Consider the following 24,076-nt stretch of genomic DNA (forward strand, 5'->3'; position numbering starts at 1 on the left):
TCTTAAAACGCTCTCATAATCATTATATTTTAATAGCTAATCATCTCCTTCCTAATCCACTCCACATCTTCACTACCCTTTAGAAAATAGTCCCACCACGCTATTACTCTTCGATTCAGATCAAAAGTCTCAGGTGTCATAAAACCTAAACTATGCGACTGGTCCCTATAATGCAACGCAACAACTGGCTTTCTATTCCTCAACAAACCTACATAAAAGGCTTCAGTCTGCTCAGGAACAACATTCGTATCTTTGCAACCAGCCCACAAAAGCACCGGAGCATTAACGTTCTGAACATAATTGACCGGATTGTTCCGATCATACAGTTCCCGGTTTTCCGAATACGGAACATTCATCTCAAACTGACCGTGTTCATATCTTGCATAATCAGGAACCTCAAACAGCGTGTTGTATGAAAAATATGCCTGTACCGTATTTGCTACGGAGGAGCCCGAAATGTACGCTGCAAATCTTTTCGATTGCGTTGCTATAAAATTCGTTTCGTATCCTCCCATTGAATGCCCCATTAGACCTACCTTTGAAAAGTCAATTGATGAGTGACCCTCCAACGCATCCAATGCTTTATTCACACAATCCAGAGATGAAACACCTGTTCCCCGATGGTCAAATACGATATCAGGCTGAAAGACAAAATATCCCTTCTCAATCAACAGTCTTTTACTGAATCCATCCTGCGCTACATCGGCGGATATGTAGTGAGATGAAGCTGACGACTGCAGCTGATAAACCCGTACAACCATAGGATACTCCCTGCTTGGGTCATAATCTACAGGATAAGTCAAAATGCCCTTCAACGGCACACCCGAAGAATTACGATAATGCACCACTTCCACTTTCAGCTTTGCAGCAACACTATCCTGAGGATTGGTTTGATAAATCAACTTTCTATTTTTGGTAAAACCCGATATGGAATACAAGCCATCGGGAAGGTTAAAATTTTCCTCTATGCTAAACCCCGATTTATTTTTACCTTTTCTACCAAAAATAACTTTTCTAACTCGTCTATCTGTTTCAGGAATAAGAACCACTGCTTTATCCCCATTCCACTCTAAAACCGATGTAACACTTTGCACCGAATTGTAAAGCTGTAGTCTTAAAGGCTTTGCGGTGTCTACCGTAACCGTATTGAACTTGGTTTCCAAATGAGTAAAACCCATGACAACTTGCTTATCCATCACTACCACTTCAGCATCTTTTGAAATATCCAAAGACTTCAAAACACCAGTCTTCAGATCAAAACAATAAAGATCAGTCTTCCCACTAAAAAACAGTTGTCGTCCATCCAAACTAAAAACAGGATTCCGAAGATCAGCGCCTTTGATACCAGTCATCTTCTGATCTTGAAGATCAAACAATTTCCAGATTTTCTTCTTTCTGTCAAACGACATTGCATACCTTCCATCCGCAGAACCGAATATTTCGGCTGCCTGTGGATAAATCAAGGTATAGGTTTTCAACTGGGTATCATAGAGAAACATATCATACCGGGGATTAGCGTGAACATAATCAAATGCTTCCTTATTGCTAAACGCCCATAAATAACGGCTGTTATTTAGCGGCGTAAAAACTTCAAACCTGTCCATAGGAAGTTCTGTGATCTTTTTAAAACTGTCCGTCAGATACCAAAACCGATACTTAGTCTTTCCATTCTTGGTAAACCGAAGTTCCTTAGCCGTTCCATACCAAAGTTTAACAATAGGAGTTTCAGGAACAGGAATCTGAGTTTCTGCAGTGACTAAAAAAGATTTTCCATTTTCAACCTCCGTTACCTTAACCACCCTCTCAGGAATGTTCTGAAGCTCCTGAGGAGAAGTCAACATCCCCGTAAGGCAATCAAGAATCTTTATTGATCTTGTATCAGATTTCACCTCCGTTTCTCTTATACTCAAATACCTACCCAAAGGCATCAGTTCAATTTTGTCAATGCTCAGACCACTGGTATATATAATATCTCCCTTTTGCCCATCCCAAACCACAATCGAAGATCTTCCATCTGATGAGCTCCTCACCAATACCATTTTATGCTCATCACCCACTACTTTATCAACAGCATCAGCACGATACAAAACATCTCCTTCCAAATCATATACAGTCAACATTTTTTTACGGTCTACAACATAATACTGTCCTTTGCCTTTGATCACACCTGCATTTCTTACAGAACTGTAATCCAATCTCTTTCCGGTTTTCACATTGACAAGCCTTGCTTTACCGACACCGGAAGCAAATAAATGGGTATTCGTCACAAATGACCTTGAAATCGTATATCCTACAAGAGTATCAACGGGATTTTTCCTATTGTGCGAAAACACAAGCACCGTATCAACATTTCCCATGTATGATTTGGTCACCGCAGCATAGGATGCATCATCGTTTGTAGTAAGGAGATGTAAAGACGAAAACTGCGAGACCCATTTTTTCAACCCCTCATCTGTCATATCCTGAGCATTGACCGAGAACAAACCCCAAAACAACAAAACTCCAATAAGCAAAACCCGTCCACACTTCCCTTTCATCAGTATCCCGTATTTTGAGGATTCAGCTTCGAATTCAGCAGCAGTTCCTTCTGAGGAATCGGCCACAGCTTATGAAACTCTTTCCAGTTAGGCTTAGTAGAAACTAGCTGGTTGAGCTGCTCATTCCTCTTCAAATCTAGAAAACGGTGTCCCATCTCAGTAAAGAACTCCCTCCTGTTCTCATTCAGTATTTCGGTCAACAGTACATCCTTGGTAATTGCGGCACTCAAAACCGGAAGCCCAGCACGCTGTCTTGTCTTGTTCACAAAAGGAACAGCATCCGCAATGTTGTTCTGCTGTGTCAATGATTCAGCAAGAAGAAGATATACTTCCTCCAATCTGAACACTACAGAATATTCCAAAGTATTCGCTGAACGAAGCTTATATTTTTCAGCCCTGTACCAGGTATTCCCGCCAACCGTCACAGCAGCCATCCAATTCAGTTTACGCAGGTCACCCGCAGGAAAACTTCCAATCAAAGAAGGCGTCAGCGAAAAAGCAGTCGGTGCTGCATTCACAAAATAATAGATCGAAGCTTCCTTCGTGGCATCCCCTGAGTTTTTCGGCTTCAACTGCCAAAGAATATGGGTGCCTGATTTATGGAATACCTTGGTGATATCATTCTGAAAAGTATACAGAGGACTCTGCAGAATATTCTTCAGCAACACTTCCGCATGCCCATACTTTTTACGGTGCATAAAAACCTTTGCCAATAACAGTTCCGCCGTTTTCTTATTTACAAAAATGCGCTCCGCATTTCTGTAGGTATCATTCAGCGCTAAAACAGCCTCCGACAAATCCATTTCCAAACGATCCAACACCTCATCGGAAGGTGTCTTGGAAATCGTCTGATTAAGCGAATAATTCGTGGTTACCGGATATGGGATATCCCCGAAGACCTGTTGCAAATAAAAGAAAAGTAACGAACGGATGGTTAAAGCTTCAGCCTTAATGCGAATCTTATCCTTTTCAGCAATTCCGGTTGAACGCTCAACCCCTTCCAAAATACTGTTCGCATAATAAATCTTCTGATACGCAGCCGTCCAGAATGAGTTTACAGGAATACTGGAATCAATCAGCGTATTGTTGTAAATCTCGGGAAAACCATTGTTGGTAGCGGTCGTATGATACGTTAAATCATCAGTATACATCCCCAAAAGCCTGCCCGACTGATCCCCGGACACCGGGGAATTGTCCCAAAGACCTGCATACAGCGCAGACAATGCCGCATTAGCAGTCTGCACATCATTAAACACATTCTCCGTACCGATCTGATTCTGGGGAAGGTCGGTCTCAATCATCTTCTCACAGGAAACACAGGTTGTCATCAGGCACAACGCTCCTGCCATGGTCAATATATAAATCAATAATTTCATTGAATTTCTTTTTTAAAGTTTAATAGGATTTTAAGATTACAGGGACAATGTTGCCCCAAATGAATATGTTCTTAAAGGCGGCAGAAAACCCACCGAACTAAACTCAGGATCCACCCCGAAATATTTCGTCCACGTGTAGAGGTTTTGTCCCTGAAAATAAAGTTTCACCTCCCTGAACAGTTTTCCCTCCAAAGGCATACGGTATGCCAGCTGAACATTTTTCAGGCGGATAAAAGAAGCATCAGACACCGTTGCATCACTTACCTGAAACAACTGATGAGAAGCAGTCGGTGCCACATGATACGGCATATAAAAACCATTGGGGTTCTGAGGCGACCAGACATCCAGCGCTTCTACAGGAAGATTATTCATCAGTCCGGGCGAAGCCATTAAACTATTGTAATTCCTGCTCTCCTGCTTCACAAACTGCAACAGCACAGACAGATTCCAGTTCCGATACTGAAAGTCATTCGTCATACCCCCATAAAACTTCTGTCCCAAATTCCTGATCACCTGACGGTCATCAGGTGAAGCAATCTTACCGTCACCATTAAAATCCGTAAACGCATACTGCCCGGTAGAAGGATTAATGCCATTCAGCTGATACAGCTTTATGATATTCACAGGCTGTCCAACAACATAGGTATTGGCATAAGAAGAACCTTCAAGCCCCGGAAAAGACAGAAGTTTGTTTCTCGGAAAACTTATATTGAATCCTGCATCCCACGAAAAAGAATCATCAGAACCCCTCACCAAATCACCCTTCACTTCAAATTCCCAACCCTTATTCTGAACCGTTGCCCCAAGGTTCGCCAATACCGAAGTAAAACCTGTTACTGCCGAAAGCTGATAACCCAACAATTGGCTTGAAGACCTGTTATCATAGTACGCAGCCGTCACATTCAACCTATTCCTGAACAACCCCAATTCCAGTGCAGTTTCAAACTTCAAGGTCTTCTCCCAGCTGAAATCAGGATTATAAAGCCTGGACGGAATCAATCCCACTACTCCATTATAAATTAGCGTTGAGGTCACATACGTGTTGAGGTATTGGTTCTCACCAATATTATCACTTCCCGACGAACCATAACTCCCCCGAAGCTTTCCGAAACTCAACCATAAACTCTCCTTCAAAAATTCCTCTTTCGAAAAAAGCCAGGCAGCACCCACAGCACCAAATGTTGCAAACTTATTGTTCGGTCCAAACCTGCTGCTTCCATCCCTTCGTCCTGTAAAGTTCACAATATACTTTCCGTCATACTGATAATTAACCCTTCCGAATAAAGCAGCATAGCGGTATTCAGTCTTCACATCATCGGAAACAACCTTGGTCTGCGCAGCACCAATATTATTGATAAATACATTGCTCTCAAAACCAAATCCCTGAATCGCCGAATTCGTATTCGTATCCCGCTGATACGTTCCACCAACCAGCAAATCCAAGGCATGATTCCCCATCTTAAACGAATAATTAACCTGTGGTTCAACCACCAATGAAAAACGGTTCTGATTACTCTTGGAAGCCGCAGACTGAGCCGACGTCATCCCCGATGACGGATTGTTAGCCGTATGAGGACGCAGCGACCACTCCTCAAACGTCTGATAGGTCAATCCTCCATTCAGCCTCAGCTTCAGATTCTTGACCACCTCATATTCCGTCGTAATATTATTCAGGAACTGAAGCTGGTTATTGGTATAAGTATTCCGGTAAGTAGCCAGAGGATTATTGAACGTATTATTCTCCCAATTCAGATTCCCAGAAGAATCAAACAATGACGGTGCATTCGGAGGAAGCAAATACGAAGTATTGGTAATATCCGAAGTCAGCACATTATTGTCCAATGCAGAAAAAAGGTTCGACATATTCAGGCTAAACTTCCTGTCCTGGGAACGGTGCGCTATATTAGTAGACACCGTATTCGTCCTATATTTAAAATCCTCACCAAATACTGTAGTCTGCTCATTATGCCCCAGGCTCAATAAAAACGAAGTCGTATCACTCCCACCGCTTAATGAAAGCTGTGAATTTGAAAGCGTGGCATAACTGCCAATCAATTCCTTTCTCCAATCCGTAAAACGATTCTGATCCCAAGTCCCATTCACATCATACGCATTGGCAGGATAAACAGAGATATTATCATTGGCAAAAGCCTGTTTACGCATCGCAATATACTGCTCCGTATTCATCATCTCCAATCCCGATACAGCATGACTCAAACCATATGAGGAATTCAATGTCAGCCTGAGATTCCCCTTCTTCGCTTTCTTTGTCGTAATAAGAACCACTCCATTCGCACCACGTGAACCATAAATAGCCGTAGCATCCGCATCTTTCAGAATCTCAAAACTCTCAATATCATTCGGATTAATACTGTTCAGAGGATTCACATTCGCCATAGCCAGTACCGTTCCGCCATACCTTGAATTCACGCCACCCCCTACAGGCACACCATCCACAATATACAACGGCTGATTACCATCAATCTCCGAATTAGACCGTGTTCGCAATGAATTCCTGCCCCTGATCTGAATATCAAATCCACCTCCCAGTGTACCCGAGTTCTGAGTGATCGAAACCCCACTCATTCTCCCCTGTGCTGAAGCAAGAACGTTGGTGACAGGCTGGTTCTCAATATCCTTTGCTGACACACGAGAAATACTCCCCGTCCTCTCCTTATCCCTTACCTTGTAATACCCTGCATTAAGAACGACCTCCTCTATTGCTTTCTCATTTTCATTCTTTCTCCCATTCCCATTCTCACTCCCAATTCCTTTATCATTCTCACTTTCATTCTCTTTACCTAATGAGACATCAACAACTACTCTATCTCCTAAAGAAACTGTTTGTTCAGGATAATCAGGATGCTTAAAGACAAGCACAGGATTCTCTCCTGATACCTGAACCCTATAAATACCAGAACTATTAGTAGTAGCAACCGTATCACTACCCTCCTGAAATATACTTACCCCTGAAATCGGTTTATTATTAGTATTATCTGTAACAGTGCCTGTGATCACACGCATCTGCCCTATTGCTACGCCGGAGGCTAGCAAGGTGAAGCCAAAAGCCAACTGGATATGACTCAGGCTGCAAAAGTTTTTTTTCATACTTTTGAAAAGATTTAATTCGTTAAATTTTAGGCTCTCTTCTGCACTGCGTAAATTCCACAATACTTATAGTGCTAAGAGGGCTTTCTTTTTTCTATGGCTAGTTATTCTTTATGCTCTACTTTCTGTTTCTTAAAAATTCAGTTTTATTTTTAGCATAGACATAGTTTACTGCGATGATGCTTGGGAGGAAGTCTCATTAAAGACATAGCAAAACCTCCTGCCCCAGCACATCTTAAAAAAATTAATATGAATGAAATTTGTGTCCCGTGTAAGCTTAAAAGCCGCAATGAGTTGTACACCCCATTGTATCATACAGTCTGTTATTATTTTTTTAGAAAGCAGCTTAGGGTGTAGAGATGATATCGGACAACATTGGAAAAAAACAGCGTGGAACTCTACTTACTGTATCAGGGGTACTGGTATACCTTGCTCACAGATAAGAGAGCCCACGCCTAAGACGTGAGCTTTCTACTTATCCCCTCGTGAGCATTAAATTACCAGTTTTCTGATACGAGATTCTAAGCGAATAGCTTCTATAATTCTTTGAAGTATCGCAAAATTACATTTCTATAACTTATTTTACAAATATAATAAAAATTTTGATTTGTGACATATTTGTCAATGATAATTTTGACAAATATGTCACTTTTATTCAATGAAATATATTGATGATAAATATTTTATTGCAATCGCTGATTACATAAAACTAGTAATTGAGGAGAAAGATATTGATATCGCTGATTTAGCCGCCGCCGCAAATGTTGATCGCAAACAAATCTATAGACTAATAAACAAGGAAAATATTCCTAAACTCTCAACATTGGTAAGAATATCTTTAGCTGCCGGCATTGAACCACAAATTCTTTTCGCTCTAAAATTTGATTTTGCCATTTATATGAAGGAAAATAATATTCTTAAAGCAGAGCCTAGAAAGACAAAAAAATCCTGACGAGAGTTGGGATTTTTTTTGTTTTACGGAAAACAGTAATTATTTTATTTACAAACTTTTTACCTTTACTTTTATTAACCATCAAATTATTTATTATGAGCGATGATTTAAGTAAAAGAAGACCCCAAGACGCAAATAAGGTCAATGTGAACGAAAGCTGGGAACTAGACTATTGGTCTAAAGAACTTGGCGTTACGAAAGAACGTTTGAAAGAAGCTGTAAAGGCTGTCGGAACTTCTGCTGCTGCAGTCCAGAAGTATCTTGGAAAATAATGTCGGTTTTCACTATGAAAACTTTTATTTCAGTAACAAATCCTGACAATAGTTGGGATTTGTTATTTATTAGTGTCATTCTTTTAAGTAAAAGTTAATTTATGTATATTTGATATGATAGCCTAAAACGACATCCTGTTCAGGTTCAGTTTCTTTTCAAAATTGTCATTTTTTCCAAGAAAATAACAAAAGTTAAATTTTAAATTATCATTATGATAAAAACCATATTTATTCCTGCCTATTTCAAACCAATTATACAAGATATTTTTGAAAATATTCCGACCGGAGAAATAAAAAAGAATTGGTTGGGTAGTGAAAAACCAGTTACTAAAAGAGTAGCATCTCAAAAGATTACAGGATGGTCTGATTCAGAAATTGATGGTGAAAGATTGTCTAATGATATTAACAACGAAATCGAGAAGTGGTCTTCTCAAAATGTAAGAGTAATTTCTATTTCCCCTATTACTTCAGGACGTTATAATTATCAGTTTAGTTCTCAAGGTATATCAAGTTCACCAAGATTATTATCAGACACAGAAAAAGTAAGTGGTGGTGGAAGCTATGGGTTTGGATACGGGTATAGTTATACAGAAGGTGTTTTAATTTGTATTGAAATTTTATAAAGATTCTCTAAAAACTGCTTGGAAATTATCGAGGGATTTATTAATGAATTTTTTCAATAAGCTGGTCTACCATTTATAAGTTTATAGAAAATTCAAAGCAAACCTAATAGCACTACACATTACAAACTTGAAAATCCTGACATTGTTGGGATTTTTACTTTTGTAAAATTTGTTTATCAATATTCTTCAGGGAAATTCAGTAAAAATACTGAATACTCATCTAGATTTCTTTTTTATTTTTATTGATTAAAAACTAACAGCCTCAAAATTTTATGCAAAATTTAACACGAGAAAACTACAGCGAAATGCTGTACGACTTTGTCAATAAATACAACTTGAACAAGAAAAAAGTTTCCAAAGTTATTGGTTGCTCTTTGGCTACAATGGAACGTCTTTTAAACGGTAACAGTCTTCCAAGTGATGAAATGTTAAAACAGACTGGAATACTTATGACTGTAGGCATTGAAAAATATAGTAAGATGACTAAAACGGAAAGGGAAAAAATTTCAGAAGTTTTAGGAACTCTTTCCGGTGGAGGTCTAGGATTTGCAACTTTAACCGCCATTGTTGGCGAGTTAGGGTTTGTGGGACTTTCAGGAGCTGGAATTATGTCTGGTTTAGCTGTTTTAGGCAGTGCAGTAGGTGCAGGTGCAGCAGCTGGAATTGTTGTTGCGGCGGCTGTTCCCATAGCGGCAGGTGCAGCTGGCTATGGGATTGTAAAAGCCGTAAAAGCAATAACGAAGAACTATAAAAACAAAAGTACTTTCATTGACAATAAATGGGAAATTGTACAAGCCGTTTGTATCTCACAGTAAACACAAAGAGAATTACTTTATAAATTAATTTACCGAATTACAAAAACTTACCTTTAGAATTAAAGGAGAAAAACAACAAAAAAACAATTTTTACGGATTTCAGTAAAAACGATCTTCCAATTCTTTTTAAATTGCTTATTTAAACCAGTTAACTAATAATGATAAACACAGAAACAACAAATAGAGAGGAAATAATTCAACAAACAATAAGAGATGATGAGCGTTCGGATCTAAAACAACATGCAGATAAAATGTTACGGGATTTTGAAAAATTTAATGACTTTTCATCTAATCGTGCGATTTGGGAACTAATTCAAAATGCTTGTGATCTTAGCTCAAAATGCGAAATTATTATAGACTACAGTAATAATCAAATATCATTTTCTCACAACGGAAAGCCATTTAACACAAAATCACTTATTTCTTTAATTAAACAAGTTAGCGGAAAATATGGTGAGCAACAAGATATTAAAGAGGTAGGGAAATATGGAACCGGATTTTTGACAACCCATACTTTTGGTAGAAAATTTTTTGTTGATTCAGTGTTAGATACAGGCGAATTCTACTTACCAATTAATAAATTTGAAATAGATCGAACTCCCAAAACATGGGAACTATTGAGTGATAATATATCCGAGCAAAAGAAAAAAGTATATGACATATTAAAAAATGAGAGTGCAATAAATATTGACAGATTTTTAACATCTTTTACATACCTACCCCAAACTGCTAAAGAACTTGATTATATAAAAAAATCAAAAACAGATTTGGATGAATACATTCCATTTGTATTTACTATTAATGATAGGCTCGATAAAATAACGGTAATCAGCCAAGATCAGAATGTGTGTACCTACTCTTTCGAAAAAAAGAATAAAGTAGAAACTAGTGAAGATATTTGCTTATACAAAACAGTTGTTCTTAAAAATAATGAGGAAATTTTTATTTATAGTATCATTGACGAACAAGAAGAAATAGAAATCATTCTACCCATTAACAAGAATCACAAGGTTTTTGAATTTAATGAGCGTATAGCAAGGTTGTTTTTATATTACCCATTAATTGGCTCTGAAGATTTTGGAATAAATTTTATTATAAATTGTAAAAATTTTCTACCTACTGAACCTAGGGATGGAATACATTTAAATAGCGATAAGGATCAAGTTAAAGACCAAGAGGAAAAAAATAAAGACATTATTGAAAAATGTACTACGTTAATATTTGATTTTTTAAATAGCAATGTAATAGAGGTAGACAATCCTCTTTTATATTCTGCAATTAACTTTAAAACAAATTCGGACGATTTTCTTTTAAACGAATATTTTCAAAAACTGCAAACAACATGGAATGGCAAGTTCAAATCTCTTCCTTTTGTAAATACCTTATCTGGTTACAAAACAGTACAAGAGACTGTCTTTTTATCACAAGACTTTTTGGATACTAATTCTGAAATCTTTGATTGCTGCTTTGAATTGCTTTCAAAATTTTACAATTTAATTCCACAAAAAGAAAGTATTATCAAATGGAGTAAAAATGTCATCAATTGGAATGATGATCAGATTAAACTTATAACGCACCAAGATTTATTGGAAAAAATAAGAGTCTGCAAACTTGATGATTTTAATGCAAAAACTTTAAATCAATATTACTCTTTTTTAATAGATAAAGGATTTTCAGCTTACTTTAGCTCATTAGAATTAATACCAAATATTGATGGTAAATTTCATAAACTAGGTATTTTACTATTAGCTAAAGATTTAGATAGCAATTTAATTACATTGGGTAAAACATTAATACCTGATTCTATAAACAAACTTATTCATAAGGAATTTTTGTTCAATTTCAATTTGGAAGAATTCAATCGCAGAAATTTTTCAAATGATATAAAAATTTCATTGGATCAAAAAGATTTATCCAATTTTATTTATTTCTCTAATAATCTCAGTTTGGAACATTATCATTCAGATTTAGTTGAATCAGCCAATAAAATTGACAACGATTATTTTATTTCTTTACTAAGATATTGTATGATAGTAAATAATAAAGAATCTTTAAGTAAGCCTAATCAATTAATCAAAAAAATATGTCAGTATTATGGCTTAGAAGATGAATTATCTGAACTTAAACTCTTAAGTGAGGAAAGTGAAAATATTGAATATAGGTCAACTCGTAAAAATCTAATAAAAATATTCTTTAATCTCGTAGCATTACATAATAATGAATGGGTTCAAAAAAATCAAAAATTATTATTTGACTTTTGCTCGTTAAATGATGATAGTTATAAAGAAATATATAAGGAAAGCAAAATTTATCCTAATCAATTGTTTGAACTCCATTTGTTAGAAAATTTAAAAAGAGATTTGGGTGTCAAAGAAATCATCAAAAAGATTTATTTAGATACAACAGGAAAAGACATTAATGAAATTTTAGTTATATCCGACTTTAATGATTTTCTTCCGGAAGCTAATTATATTGACAATAGAGATTTAACCACGGTAATAGAGAATATAATATTCCAAGAGAATGTTTTTAATATTGATTCTCATACTCATAAAGATATAATCTTAAAGATTATTCCAAAACTGACCGATAAAGAATATCAAAACCTTTTTCCGCAATTAGATGATAAAAAAGCAAATATCATGATTTCTGTTGTAACAAAAGAAGAGACTAAGGATGATATTTTTGCTATTGTTACTTTAGATAGTGAGAAACTGAAAAAAATTGGAAAATTAATTCAACAGGAAAATTTTGAAGAACTTATCAATAAAGCGGAAAATATAATTATTGACGAACAACAGTCTCAATCGAATTTTGCACATAAATATAAGATTGGAACTTATATTGAAAACCAAATAAGAGCCAAACTGGATCAACAACTAAACTATAAAATCTTAGTTGACAACCTTGAGTCCAAAAACGAACAAGGAGGTCAGGATATTGTTATTAGATTAAACGGTGAGCCAATCTATTATATTGAAGTTAAATCGAGATGGGACAAAAGAAATTCTGTAACTATGAGCAAACTTCAATTAGAACGTGCAGCATTAAATTGGGAAAAATATTGTTTATGCTCAGTAGATGTAACATATTATGAAGGTAAAAATAATAAATACAATCTTCCAATTGAAGATATTTTACCGTTAGTAAAAATTATTGATAATATCGGAACTAATGTAAAACCACTTGTTGAAAATAACATTATAGCAGAAGAAAGAATAGAAGACCAAGTACATTTAACTGATTATCGAGGTGTTATCCCTCAAAATATTATTGAAAAAGGACATAGTTTTGAAACATTAGTATTAAATCTGATTACTCACATAAAAACTGCTGAATTTAATGTTGATAGTATATAATGAAAAACTAATACACGAAAATAAGTATATTTGATACTATCAGATTTATTAAAATGCTAATAAATAAAGATTATATATACTTAGATAATGCTGCTACTACAAGAATAGATGATAATGTTCTCAAAGAAATGATTCCGTTCATGTCCGAGTTTTATGCTAATTCTTCCAGTTCTCATTTAATGGGAAAAAAAGTTAAAAATGAAATAGTGAACGCTAGAGAGCTGGTTGCTAATTTATTAAATGCAGATGCTAGCGAAATAGTTTTTACTTCTGGTGCTACCGAGTCGATTAATGCAGTACTGAAAGGGATTGTGGCAAATTCAGATAAAACCACAAAGCCACAAATTATTACGGTAGCCACAGAACATTCAGCCATTCTCAACACCTGTAAATATCTTGAAGAAATAGGTTTCGAAGTGATTTATCTCCCTGTTTTACAATCAGGAATTCTTGACATAGCTAATTTAAAAAATGTGATTTCTGAAAGAACCCTTGTACTTTCAGTTATGCTAGCTAATAACGAAACTGGAGTAATTCAAAATATAAAGGAAATCACAAAAATCGCTCATCAGTTTGAAGCTCTTATGATGACAGATGCTACACAAGCAGTAGGTAAGATTCCCGTTGATGTTAAAGATCTTGATATCGATTTTTTAATATTTTCGGGACATAAATTTCATGCTCCAAAAGGAATTGGAGGATTTTACTACAAGCAAGAAAACAAATTCGTACCATTAATTCATGGCGGTGGGCAAGAGAACAATAGACGCAGTGGTACATCAAATACTTCTGGAATTGTTGGAATTGGTAAATGTGCAGAAATTAGCCTTAATCAATTGGATCAGGACATTGAATATATTAAAAAACTTCGTGATCGATTGGAGCAAGAACTTTTATTAATTGAAGGAACTTTTGTGAATGGGCATTCAGCAGAAAGATTACATAATATAACGAATATATGCTTTCCGAACATAGAGGCAGATTTTCTAATCGGTATGTTGAGAAATATTTGTGTTTCAAATGGCTCAGCTTGTCACTCTGAACTGATAGAGCCATCTCATGTTTTAATAGAAATGGGGCTAAGTAGTGAAGATGCATTTTCAAGTATCCGCTTTAGCCTTAGTAAGTATAATACTCAAGAAAAAATTGATTACACCATTAGTAAGGTCAAAGAAATTGTAAATAATTTTCAAACATAATACTATCAAAAAAACTCTAACTAAAACACCATGAAAGAATTATTTGAACAATTATATTTTAGTGCTACAGAACAAGATGTTGAAAAAACGATACAAGAATCTAAGGATATTTTTAAAAAAGAGAATTGGGTTCCAATTGGTGGAAATGATTCGAATTTTAGCATCATTGAAAACCAGCAGTCCAACCCTATCGCGGCTCTAGTAGAGAAGGTTACAAATTCAATTGATGCAACTCTGATGAAAAAGTGCATTGAGTTGGGAATCGATCCTAAAAGTGTAGACGCACCTAAATCGATGGATGAAGCTTTAGAAAAATTCTTTCCAGATAGTAAAAATTGGGATCTTAATACATTCAGAAGAAAACAAGCAGAAGATATACAAATCATTGCCGATGGTCCAACGAGACAAAGCTCAGTTATTATATATGATAATGGCGAAGGTCAACATCCTGAAGATTTTGAAAATACTTTTTTATCATTGATGAAAGGGAATAAAAATGAAATTCATTTTGTTCAGGGTAAATACAATATGGGAGGTAGTGGTGCTATTGTATTTTGTGGAACAAAAGGATATCAATTGATTGGATCTAAAAAATTTGATGGGACAGGCAAATTTGGATTTACTTTAGTTAGAGAGCACCCTCTTTCAGAAGCAGAATTAACCACTAAAAAAAATACTTGGTACGAATATCTGAAAATTGATGGAAAAATGCCCCAATTCGATGTTAGCGATATGGATTTAAAGCTTCTCAATAGAAACTTTACCACAGGTTCAATCATTAAGATGTATTCTTATCAAATGAAGGGCATTTCAGGTTTTGCGCAAGATTTGAATCAAAACCTAAATGAATTTTTATTTAAACCGGTTCTACCCATATTCACAATTGACACAAAAGAGCGTTATCCTAATAATAAAGTATTGCAAACTACCGTGTATGGACTTCAACGACGCCTAGAAGATGAAAAAGATTATGTAGAAGATTGGTTCTCAGAGGATTATGACGATATTGTTTTTGGAAAAATGAAAGTTACGTGCTATGTTTTTAAACCAAAACAGGAAGGAAAAACAGTCAAAGAAACAAAAGCAGATATTCAAAGACGTTATTTTAAAAATAATATGTCTGTCTTATTTTCAATGAATGGGCAAGTACACGGTCATTACACATCTGAATTTATTACCAGAAGTTTGAAATACAATTTACTTAAAGATTATTTATTGATTAATGTAGATTGTTCGAAAATGAAGTATGAGTTTAGAAAAGATCTTTTTATGGCTTCCCGTGATCGTCTAAAGAATGGAGCAAAAGCTGAAGAATTAAGAGATTACTTAAAAACAAAACTGACAAAATCCAAACTTGATGAAATAAATAAGCGTAGAAAGGATTCTATTGGACTAGAAAGTGAAGACACCTCTGAGTTAATAAAGAACTTTGCTAAAAACTTATCCAAAGATAGCGACCTGTTCAAATTGATACAAAACACACTTAAACTTGACGAAAAGACTAGAGACAAACCTGAAAAAACAGAATCTAATGGTAATAAACCTCAGGAAAAGCAACATAAACCATTTAAGCCTGAACGTTTTCCTAGCTTTTTCAAATTGCAAAGTAAGGCTAATAATCCCATCCCTGTACCTGTTGGAGGTGAGAAGACATTAAAATTTGAAACTGATGTCGAGGATCATTATTTTGACAGGACGGATGACCCTGGGGATTTACAAGTTAGTATCTTGAAAGTCAAACGTAACGAACCGAATGGTGGTAATCAGCAAGGAAACCAAAAAGAACCAGGAGAATTATTAAATATTATAAAATCGAGTCCTGATAAAGGAACTATTAAAATAACCTTTAATCCTGATATTGAACTCAGACAAGGTGACGAAATCGAAATTGAGGCTAATTTGAAAGGTGCAGGTTCTGAATCTTTTCAGGAGATTGTTTTTCTCAAAATTGTTGATCAGCAACAGAAAAAAGAAACAGCACCCAAGGAGGAAGAGGATTTTAGTAATATGGGACTGCCTGAACTAGTTAAAATTACAAAAGACCAATGGCAAGGTTTGGAGAGCCAAGGTATCGCTATGAATTATGAAACTGTGATGAATCCTGTGGCATCGGGAGATATTCTAGAAAAAATTTACGTTAACCTAGACAGTAACGTCTTTTTAAACTATCGTAAAAAATTAAAGAATGAGGAACAAATACTAGTTGCTCAGAAAAGATATATCGCATCTGTATATTTCCATTCGTTATTTCTATATATGATTACTAAAAAGAAAAATTACAAACTGTCTCAATCATTAGAAAATAATGACGAAGAAATAACTATTGATGAATACATACGTGATGTATTTGATAGCTATTACTCCGATTTTTTACTGAATTTTGGAATGGAGCAACTAATTGGAAGTTTGGAAGATTAAGTTATAGATATGGATCAACTATTATTTGTTTGGGTTGAAAAATTTAGAAACATTGAAAATGTTGGATTTAATTTTTCAAATCGATATGAAATTAATTATAAGAAAGGCGAAAATGAAATAATCGTAAATACAGTCGATGGAGAATCTGTTTTAAAAGAAGATGATGTTAAATTACTTTTTAATGATGAAAAACATTATTTGGAAGATTTTTTTCAAATCGAAAATAAAAATAATGTAACTATCTCACAAATATGTGCTTTAATAGGCAAAAATTCATCAGGAAAAAGTAATATAATCGATTTTATTTTGACTGCTATTAGTATAGGTAGCAGAAATAAGTTACAATCAAATTATATCCTAGTTTTTAAAAAAGATAACGAATTATGTTTTTTCGGCAAAACTAACAATAATAATTTGAATACTTCTACCCTAATTTGTTTGAACAAAAATGTACCCAAAATTGAACCTGATAAAAATTGGGTGTCAATGTTTTATTCCAATGTAGCAGATAATAAAGAGCATATCTTTAATGATAGTTCTGTCTACAACTATTCTTTTAATAAACTAAATGAACTACAATCAAACAAAATCGATTTTGTCAGTTCTATTTTCTTTGAAGATACTTGGAAGAGATTAAATACGAAAGACTCGCCTATAAAAAATGTCAGATTTGTTTTTAATCCTATTTCGTTTTTAAGAATCGAAAAAGCAAATGATCTAGATGAAAGGTTAGCCGGAATCTTAAAAAGATATCGTAAAGCTATATATGAAGAGTCTTCTTCAAATGCAAATCGTTTTTATTATGGTTTAGTAATTAATTTGCTATGTTTTTTATACGAAAGCAAACTTGACATAAGTCCAATATTGCAGGAAGTTAATTTAGTTGGAAGTGATGGATTTGCTGAAGCCATTAGAATTCTACATCCCAAAGTAGTTTTGTTCCTTGCAGGAATAAATGAGATGGATTCTGATACATTAAAAAAAGATGAATTTGATTCATATAAAAATTTAATTAATCAATTTTCTTTAAAAGATGAAGACGGGAAAGTTGTTGTGTACAATTTAGGTCAGATTGATAACTATAACAATTCCATACTTGTAGACTTTAATGATGATTTCAAGAAAATATTATTAGATAATCAAATCGCATTTAATAACTCAAGTTTGATTACGCATGATTGGTCACAACTAAGTTCTGGTTTGAAAGCTTACCTTAATTTGTTTTCTCAGTTATTTGATTTAAGTAGCAAAGTTACTAAACCTAACAATCAAAACATTCTAATATGTATTGACGAAGGTGATTTATACCTTCATCCAGAATGGCAAAAAAACTTTTTAAATGACTTGATCTGGTTTCTAGAGCAAATATTTACAAATATCAATATACAATTACTATTAACCTCACATTCACCATTTTTAATATCCGATTTACCAAAGGAGAATGTTATACTTTTGGACAAAGACTGTAAGCCTGATAGGCAGTTAAATCAAAGTTCATCTTTTGGTGCAAATATTCATCAACTGTATAATAAACAATTTTTCTTAATCAATGGTGCAATAGGAGAATTTGCTAGAATTAAAATATCAAATATTTTGTCAGAGTTAAAATACGTTAATAAAACAACTCTAGAAAAGTATGAAAAATTGATTTCAATGATCGGAGAGCCTGTATTAAGAATTAGACTGGAGGAAGAACTGCAAAAATATGTAAAGATGATAGGGAGAGAAGCTTTAATTGAATGGCATAAGTCACAAATTTTACAATTAAATAAGGAAATTGAATGATATACTTGGGAGAAATACCGAAAGAAATATTAGATAAACATTGGGAATATTTCGAAAACTCAATTGGATATAAAAAAATTGAGGAATATAAAAACCAGAATATTTTACCAAGCAAACAAAGAGCACTATTTCGAATTATTAGTAATCACGAATTACTGAAGAAAATAATTATTGGTAAACCTAGTGAAATAAGGGAATTAATTGACCAATATAATGAGGTAGTTATTAATAAAGGTATTATTATTTCTAATGAAGTCTTTTCTTTCTATAAGGATTTTATTGTTACTGGTGGATGGAATTCTATATGGTTGAAAATTAATAGAGAGGCATGGTTATCCCATAAAAAAAACATTAAAGCGAGAATGATTTATTTAGATAAAAGATTTTCTTCAATGGAAATGCTTTATGGACTAGGTAAAAATGATAGATTAAATATCGGTGTACTAAAGAGCAGATTTAACAATATTAATAATAATATATCTTCCAATTTAGAATCTTGGAATGATTTACTGAAATCTATTTTTGATTACTCTAAATTTATCGAAATAAACGATAATTGGAACGCATATAAATATACAACAGATTTAGGCATTACAGTTTGTCCATATTGTAACAGAAATTACATTCATACATTAGAAACAGACTCGGGTAGAACACGTGCAGAATTAGATCACTTTTATCCAAAATCTTTGTACCCCTTTCTTTCAATATCAATTTACAACTTAATTCCAAGTTGTCATATTTGTAATTCTAATTTAAAAGGTTCGAAGAATTTTTTTGAAGAACAACATATGCATCCTTTTGAAAATTTAAATCAAAGTAAAATTACATTTAAATTACACTATACAGACTTGAAAATAGAAACTGTCATTCCCAATACCAATCAATTTGAAATTGATTTTGATTTTAGTCCAAGCTTGAAAAATAGTGAAATGACAATGATTAATAATTCATTAAAAACTTTTAAAACTAAAGAATTGTACAATAATCATAAAGATATTGCGCAAGAGTTAATTTATAAGGCATATTATTATAATAGGACTAAAATAGAGGAATTGCAATCTATTTTAGGAGATAATTCGGGAATTGATGAGAATTTTATTGAAAGAATTGTATATGGCAATTATATTCATGAGAACAATTTTGGTAAGAGACCATTAGCAAAATTTACTGGTGAAATAATATCAAATTTAGAAAATTAGAGTTATTATCTACCTCATCTGGAAAATGTAGATATAAGGTAGCTTTGATATTTGACAATAAAAAATAGTCTTTTGAGAATTTAATACAATTTTACTTAAATTTATTTAAAAATATTATCATTAAAATATTAATATTTTAATGATAATATTAAACTTAATTCGATGGCGTCAAGTAAAATAATGTTTGAGCAGATAATAGAACTGTTAAAAGAATTGTGAAATATTTGTTCTGGCGGGATTTATTATTTTTTCATAAAAACCCTGTCCATAAGCCTTATGCTATTCTCTTGTTTTTAGGTCACCGAATAGGCCACTTTTACAAACAATGTAGAAAGCGTCGTTTTTACTGGTGCAGAGATATGGCTTTTTTAGTTTAATATAATTATTTTGAAAACTATCTACAGTATCCGAGCTTAATTTCCTTATTATCAATTATAATAATTTTTTATCCATTAAAAATAAATCCAAAAATGTGGCGGACGAATGTGCTTTGATTTTTTTAACATGAAAAATATTTTAGACAACCAATAATTCTACTGAAAAATAAGATTATTTATACCGTAAAGTTTACAGATAAAATTGCTCATCATTTAACTTTTCAATCTTAATCTGATCTTCAGTTTGTTTTAATTTCTCACTTGCCCAATTCTTAACTTCTTCAAAGTGATGATTCAGCAGTGACTCTAATAGCAATTTTTGTGTTTCGAAATACGGGACTCTTGATCCAGAAGTACCAAAGGTTCCCATATTGGACGAAAGTTGGCTAAGGAGTTTCTCATTATTTCCAAATTGATCAATAATTGATTGTGAAAAAGGATGCCATTTTACTGTATTATCGATATTTTGACCCAATGGCATTAAACTAGCAATTCTTTCAGATACTACTTGAGAATTTACTTTGCACCAATTTAGAACATAATTATAATATTTAGGATTTAAAAAATCTTTCTTCCTACTTCCTGTAAGGTACCCATTTTTTGTACCAATAAATTGTTGTAAATGAAAAAATGTCAAATAATCATTCTGTAATGCATTTCCTATATATTCCCAAACATCTGTAAAATATTTGTCTAATAATACATCTATAACACTATGAATGTATGAGTCAAACGAATAGTCAAAGTTTCTTTCGGAACAAAATTCTATTATCTGCTCGGTGATTACAACAGCAAATTCCTTGTCATAGCTGGAATTTAAAATTCTAATCGCTACTTGAGACCAGTGGTATTTTTCGAGACGACCATTTTCAATATTTCCGATTGTCATATTATCTTCAATCAGAAGATTTCTGAAGAAAGATTCGCACTTTTCCCATCTATCACCCACACCATAGCAGAACATAAATAAAATGTCTAAAGATGTCCACCTGCCTAATTTACCATATGTAATAATTTTACTGTTAAGTTCTAACATTTCATCAACACTTAGATTTTCAAGCGATCTTCCATATTGAAATGTCTGGAATTGATTTATTGAATATCCGTATTTATCAATCAAAATAAAGAGCCTATTTAGTTCTTCATAAGAAGGCTCAAGATATCGTGTAAGATTAAATACGTGATGTCTTAAATCATTATCTGAAATAAACTCTGCAATAATTTCATCTGACCAAGACCTATTCGAAGGTATTACAATAATACCCGCCAGTAAATCAATATTCTGATCTTTTACCGGGATCTTTTTTAATGTTCTAATTATTTCTTGCACTGTTTCAAATTTCACACTGGCGCCAAGAGCTTTGCCAAAATTATAAGCTTGTCTTTGCTCTCCCTGTAATAAGTCTTCTATATACAATGTCCAATTTAAATTTTGGCTAATAACTTTTTCTGCAAATTTTTCAACATTTATTTTTGGTTTATCTATATAATAATCTTCTTCATCTTTTTCATATGGCTCCCATTCAGGCTTCGTCACCCTCATAAATAATTCCGTTCGGAAGTCCTTTGGCGTTAGCTCATCTAATAATTCTTTAATTTGATCTTTTATATGATCCGAAAGATATTCTTCGTATGATAAGGTCATTTTTAAATTGTTGATAGCTTCAGTCCAAATATTTTTTCTTATCGGCAGAATTTTCCTAATAGAGTCAATTATAAGTTGTGAAGAATCAAATCTTGACAAACCTCTTATTGATTGAGCTAATATATTTTGTGCAGTAGCAGCAAACTGATTATTTGAAGTAGCAACGTCCGTTAGGATTACAACAATTTTTTTCCAGTAATCGAACACCTCTGATCCATCGGGATGGTAATCTTTTAGAGGAGAATTACTGCCTTGCTTCTCTGCGCCGCCCATTCTCATAAAATGATCAGTTTTTAAGCCTCTTCCTAATGCGTCGATTGCTATCCTGGCATAATCGTCGTCATTTTTTGAAAGACCCCATTTTATAATTTCAAGCCTTTTATCTAAATTGACCTCTGTGCCAGATAGATATATTTGAAAAAGTTGATTAAACTGATTTGTAGAATTATTTCCCCAAGTTTCATTTTCAGAAACTGCAAAAGAAAATAGAATTTTAGCAGCTATATTGAATGTTTCTTTTCTGAAGCATAATTTCTCTAAAGCTCCAACTAAATTTCTTCGACTCTTTTCAATAGTAAACAATTCTTCTTTACTCATTCTTCCAAAAGAGAATTGTAATGCTTCAGCAGTGACTTCCGGATTCACTTCAACTACGTTGCGGAAGAGTTGTGAACCCCATAAAGTATTAAGAACTTCCGCTGAACCAAAAGGGCCTCTGGCACCCCAAAGATCCTTAACTATTTCTTTAGCTTTGTCTAACTGATTTAAGTCTTTTAATCTATCAACAAATTTTTGCTCTAGTCCAACTGCCTGTAAATTTTGAACTATATCAACAACTCGATCAGCATCTGTGTACATCAACCATTCTGCAGCTAAATTGACTGCAAGAACAGTTGGTTTCACTATATAGAATATGCCTTTCTTTTCTATTATATCATCATTAATAAAATTACTGCAAATCTCATTAAATTTTGTCTGTGAAATGTCGCCATCATATATTTGAGTTCTAATAAAATTCATTTGCGCTTTTAGTGATTCTGCTAATTCAGTATTGATAACCGCTCTAAAGCTGTCGTCAAGAAAGCCAAATGATGAAAATACTGAACAGGCTCTCAAAACTTCATATGCGACGCTATCACCATCATTATGGTATAATAACTTTTCAATAAAATTTTTCAGGGGTATTGTAGTAAGGTCAAACATACCATCTTTCAAGACAATATCGCAGAATTTTATTGCCATTGCAGGATATCCTTCCGAGATTCCTACTATATGCCGTATATCAGTATCAATACGTTTATCTCCAATTTTATGTTCAACAATTTCTTGTACTATTTTTTTTTGTTTATCTCGCTCCAGTCTAATTTTTGAATCATCTATCGAAGCATTATCATCGAAACCGATTGTTATAATTCTTATATTTCCTTCATCCTTAACTAAGCTCGATAAAACGATATGCCTTTTGCTATCACAGTTGTCAATAACAATAATACCTTCCTTTGCATTTTGGTGAGAAATAATAAAATTTTTTAGACCGGTAATATCTTCACCTCCCTCCAAATCATAATATACAACCGAATTTTTCAGATCTGATTCTCTAAAAGCTTCCAGAACCAATCTGCTTTTACCCAGACCAGAATGTCCGCTTACGCGAATGCATTTCTTATCATTGATCTGCTTTATAAGATCAATATTGTTATTTGTATTTTCGTCAGTTTGAAATAAATTATCTTTTGCTTTAGAATGTTTCTCCCATCCTTCCCATATCCTAAAACCAAAAGGTCTAGTCATATTATTAAAACCCTGAACAAGAGTGACCGTGGATATAAAATTATTTACCCAATCTTTAATATCATTTGCATCATAAACGATTATTTGAAACGTTTGATATTTTTTTTCTCCAGCAACTTTAATTGCTTCTCGAAATTTAGCTATCCTATCCTCTTTTCCTTTGGTTACAATAGATTGATTTGTAAATAATATGTAGCATCCATTGTTTTTTACTAATTTTTCTATTTGACCTTTTAATTTCCTTGAAGTAGAATTTCCTTGTATTGGTTCTAATATTTCGTCCATACATTTGGAAGGAGGTAATTTTGTAGCTTTATTCTGAAATAGTGTGTGTCTGTTCTTCAAAAAATCTGTGAATTTCGGTTCTCCTGTCCATTTTGCAATCGCATCCTCTCCACCATCAGCCACTGTAATGTTAAATGGAACAAATGCTTCATAATCCGTTATATTAAACTTAATAAATTCCTGTTTAATCAAACTATGCAAAACCTCAGACAGTTGTATATCAGTAAGTTGATTAATCTCTTTAATTGTTATTTCATTTATCATCAAATTTAATTTTCATCATTTTATAAAAAAACTCGTAATGTCAGAAGTAATTCTAAACTATGTAAATT

Annotated in this window: 13 protein-coding genes; 9 read left to right on the plus strand and 4 right to left on the minus strand. The window is 33.6% G+C overall.

Annotated features, from left to right (window positions below):
- Positions 1–29 precede the first annotated feature (29 nt).
- From BM371_RS05495 to BM371_RS05505, 3 genes are all read right to left on the minus strand, one after another.
- The gene (locus BM371_RS05495; protein WP_131430947.1) at positions 30–2,603 is read right to left on the minus strand and encodes an alpha/beta hydrolase family protein; all 2,574 of its coding nucleotides are present in this window, start codon (positions 2,601–2,603) and stop codon (positions 30–32) included.
- Positions 2,537–3,838, minus strand: a complete 1,302-nt coding sequence (locus BM371_RS05500; RefSeq protein ID WP_228376747.1) for a RagB/SusD family nutrient uptake outer membrane protein — start codon at positions 3,836–3,838, stop codon at positions 2,537–2,539. Before BM371_RS05500 ends, BM371_RS05495 begins: the two co-directional genes overlap by 67 nt.
- Before the next feature lie 111 nt (positions 3,839–3,949).
- Complete coding sequence (locus tag BM371_RS05505; protein ID WP_034676655.1) at positions 3,950–7,021, minus strand: SusC/RagA family TonB-linked outer membrane protein; 3,072 nt, start codon at positions 7,019–7,021, stop codon at positions 3,950–3,952.
- A 658-nt stretch (positions 7,022–7,679) separates the two neighbouring features.
- Here BM371_RS05505 and BM371_RS05510 point away from each other — a divergent pair.
- The 9 genes from BM371_RS05510 (at position 7,680) to BM371_RS05550 (ending at position 19,646) form a co-directional block, all read left to right on the plus strand.
- Complete coding sequence (locus BM371_RS05510; RefSeq protein ID WP_034676657.1) at positions 7,680–7,973, plus strand: helix-turn-helix domain-containing protein; 294 nt, start codon at positions 7,680–7,682, stop codon at positions 7,971–7,973.
- 95 nt (positions 7,974–8,068) lie between these two features.
- Positions 8,069–8,245, plus strand: a complete 177-nt coding sequence (locus BM371_RS05515) for a DUF3606 domain-containing protein (RefSeq protein ID WP_074958544.1) — start codon at positions 8,069–8,071, stop codon at positions 8,243–8,245.
- A gap of 212 nt (positions 8,246–8,457) precedes the next feature.
- A complete protein-coding gene (locus BM371_RS05520) occupies positions 8,458–8,868 on the plus strand; it encodes a hypothetical protein (RefSeq protein ID WP_034676658.1) in 411 nt (136 codons plus the stop codon).
- 305 nt (positions 8,869–9,173) lie between these two features.
- The gene (locus BM371_RS05525) at positions 9,174–9,683 is read left to right on the plus strand and encodes a hypothetical protein (RefSeq protein WP_143106481.1); all 510 of its coding nucleotides are present in this window, start codon (positions 9,174–9,176) and stop codon (positions 9,681–9,683) included.
- 158 nt (positions 9,684–9,841) lie between these two features.
- Positions 9,842–13,042 (plus strand): sacsin N-terminal ATP-binding-like domain-containing protein, encoded by a 3,201-nt coding sequence (locus BM371_RS05530; protein ID WP_034676659.1) that lies wholly within the window; start codon positions 9,842–9,844, stop codon positions 13,040–13,042.
- 53 nt (positions 13,043–13,095) lie between these two features.
- The gene (locus tag BM371_RS05535; protein ID WP_034676660.1) at positions 13,096–14,241 is read left to right on the plus strand and encodes a cysteine desulfurase family protein; all 1,146 of its coding nucleotides are present in this window, start codon (positions 13,096–13,098) and stop codon (positions 14,239–14,241) included.
- Between the two features lie 30 nt (positions 14,242–14,271).
- The gene (locus BM371_RS05540; protein ID WP_034676662.1) at positions 14,272–16,659 is read left to right on the plus strand and encodes an ATP-binding protein; all 2,388 of its coding nucleotides are present in this window, start codon (positions 14,272–14,274) and stop codon (positions 16,657–16,659) included.
- Between the two features lie 9 nt (positions 16,660–16,668).
- The gene (locus BM371_RS05545; protein WP_034676664.1) at positions 16,669–18,444 is read left to right on the plus strand and encodes an AAA family ATPase; all 1,776 of its coding nucleotides are present in this window, start codon (positions 16,669–16,671) and stop codon (positions 18,442–18,444) included.
- A 5-nt stretch (positions 18,445–18,449) separates the two neighbouring features.
- Positions 18,450–19,646 (plus strand): hypothetical protein, encoded by a 1,197-nt coding sequence (locus BM371_RS05550; RefSeq protein WP_131430949.1) that lies wholly within the window; start codon positions 18,450–18,452, stop codon positions 19,644–19,646.
- A gap of 567 nt (positions 19,647–20,213) precedes the next feature.
- Here the strand turns inward: BM371_RS05550 and BM371_RS05555 are convergent.
- Positions 20,214–24,008: a hypothetical protein gene (locus tag BM371_RS05555; protein WP_034676672.1), complete on the minus strand. Its 3,795-nt coding sequence runs from the start codon at positions 24,006–24,008 to the stop codon at positions 20,214–20,216.
- Positions 24,009–24,076 lie beyond the last annotated feature (68 nt).

Source organism: Chryseobacterium formosense (assembly GCF_900116415.1).
Classification (GTDB): domain Bacteria; phylum Bacteroidota; class Bacteroidia; order Flavobacteriales; family Weeksellaceae; genus Chryseobacterium; species Chryseobacterium formosense.

Coding starts and splice junctions, on each gene's coding strand:
- BM371_RS05500 (WP_228376747.1), bottom strand. CDS start 3,838: ATGATTGAGACCGACCTTCCCCAGAATCAGATCGGTACGGAGAATGTG.
- BM371_RS05505 (WP_034676655.1), bottom strand. CDS start 7,021: ATGAAAAAAAACTTTTGCAGCCTGAGTCATATCCAGTTGGCTTTTGGC.
- BM371_RS05510 (WP_034676657.1), top strand. CDS start 7,680: ATGAAATATATTGATGATAAATATTTTATTGCAATCGCTGATTACATA.
- BM371_RS05515 (WP_074958544.1), top strand. CDS start 8,069: ATGAGCGATGATTTAAGTAAAAGAAGACCCCAAGACGCAAATAAGGTC.
- BM371_RS05520 (WP_034676658.1), top strand. CDS start 8,458: ATGATAAAAACCATATTTATTCCTGCCTATTTCAAACCAATTATACAA.
- BM371_RS05525 (WP_143106481.1), top strand. CDS start 9,174: ATGCTGTACGACTTTGTCAATAAATACAACTTGAACAAGAAAAAAGTT.
- BM371_RS05530 (WP_034676659.1), top strand. CDS start 9,842: ATGATAAACACAGAAACAACAAATAGAGAGGAAATAATTCAACAAACA.
- BM371_RS05535 (WP_034676660.1), top strand. CDS start 13,096: ATGCTAATAAATAAAGATTATATATACTTAGATAATGCTGCTACTACA.
- BM371_RS05540 (WP_034676662.1), top strand. CDS start 14,272: ATGAAAGAATTATTTGAACAATTATATTTTAGTGCTACAGAACAAGAT.
- BM371_RS05545 (WP_034676664.1), top strand. CDS start 16,669: ATGGATCAACTATTATTTGTTTGGGTTGAAAAATTTAGAAACATTGAA.
- BM371_RS05555 (WP_034676672.1), bottom strand. CDS start 24,008: ATGATAAATGAAATAACAATTAAAGAGATTAATCAACTTACTGATATA.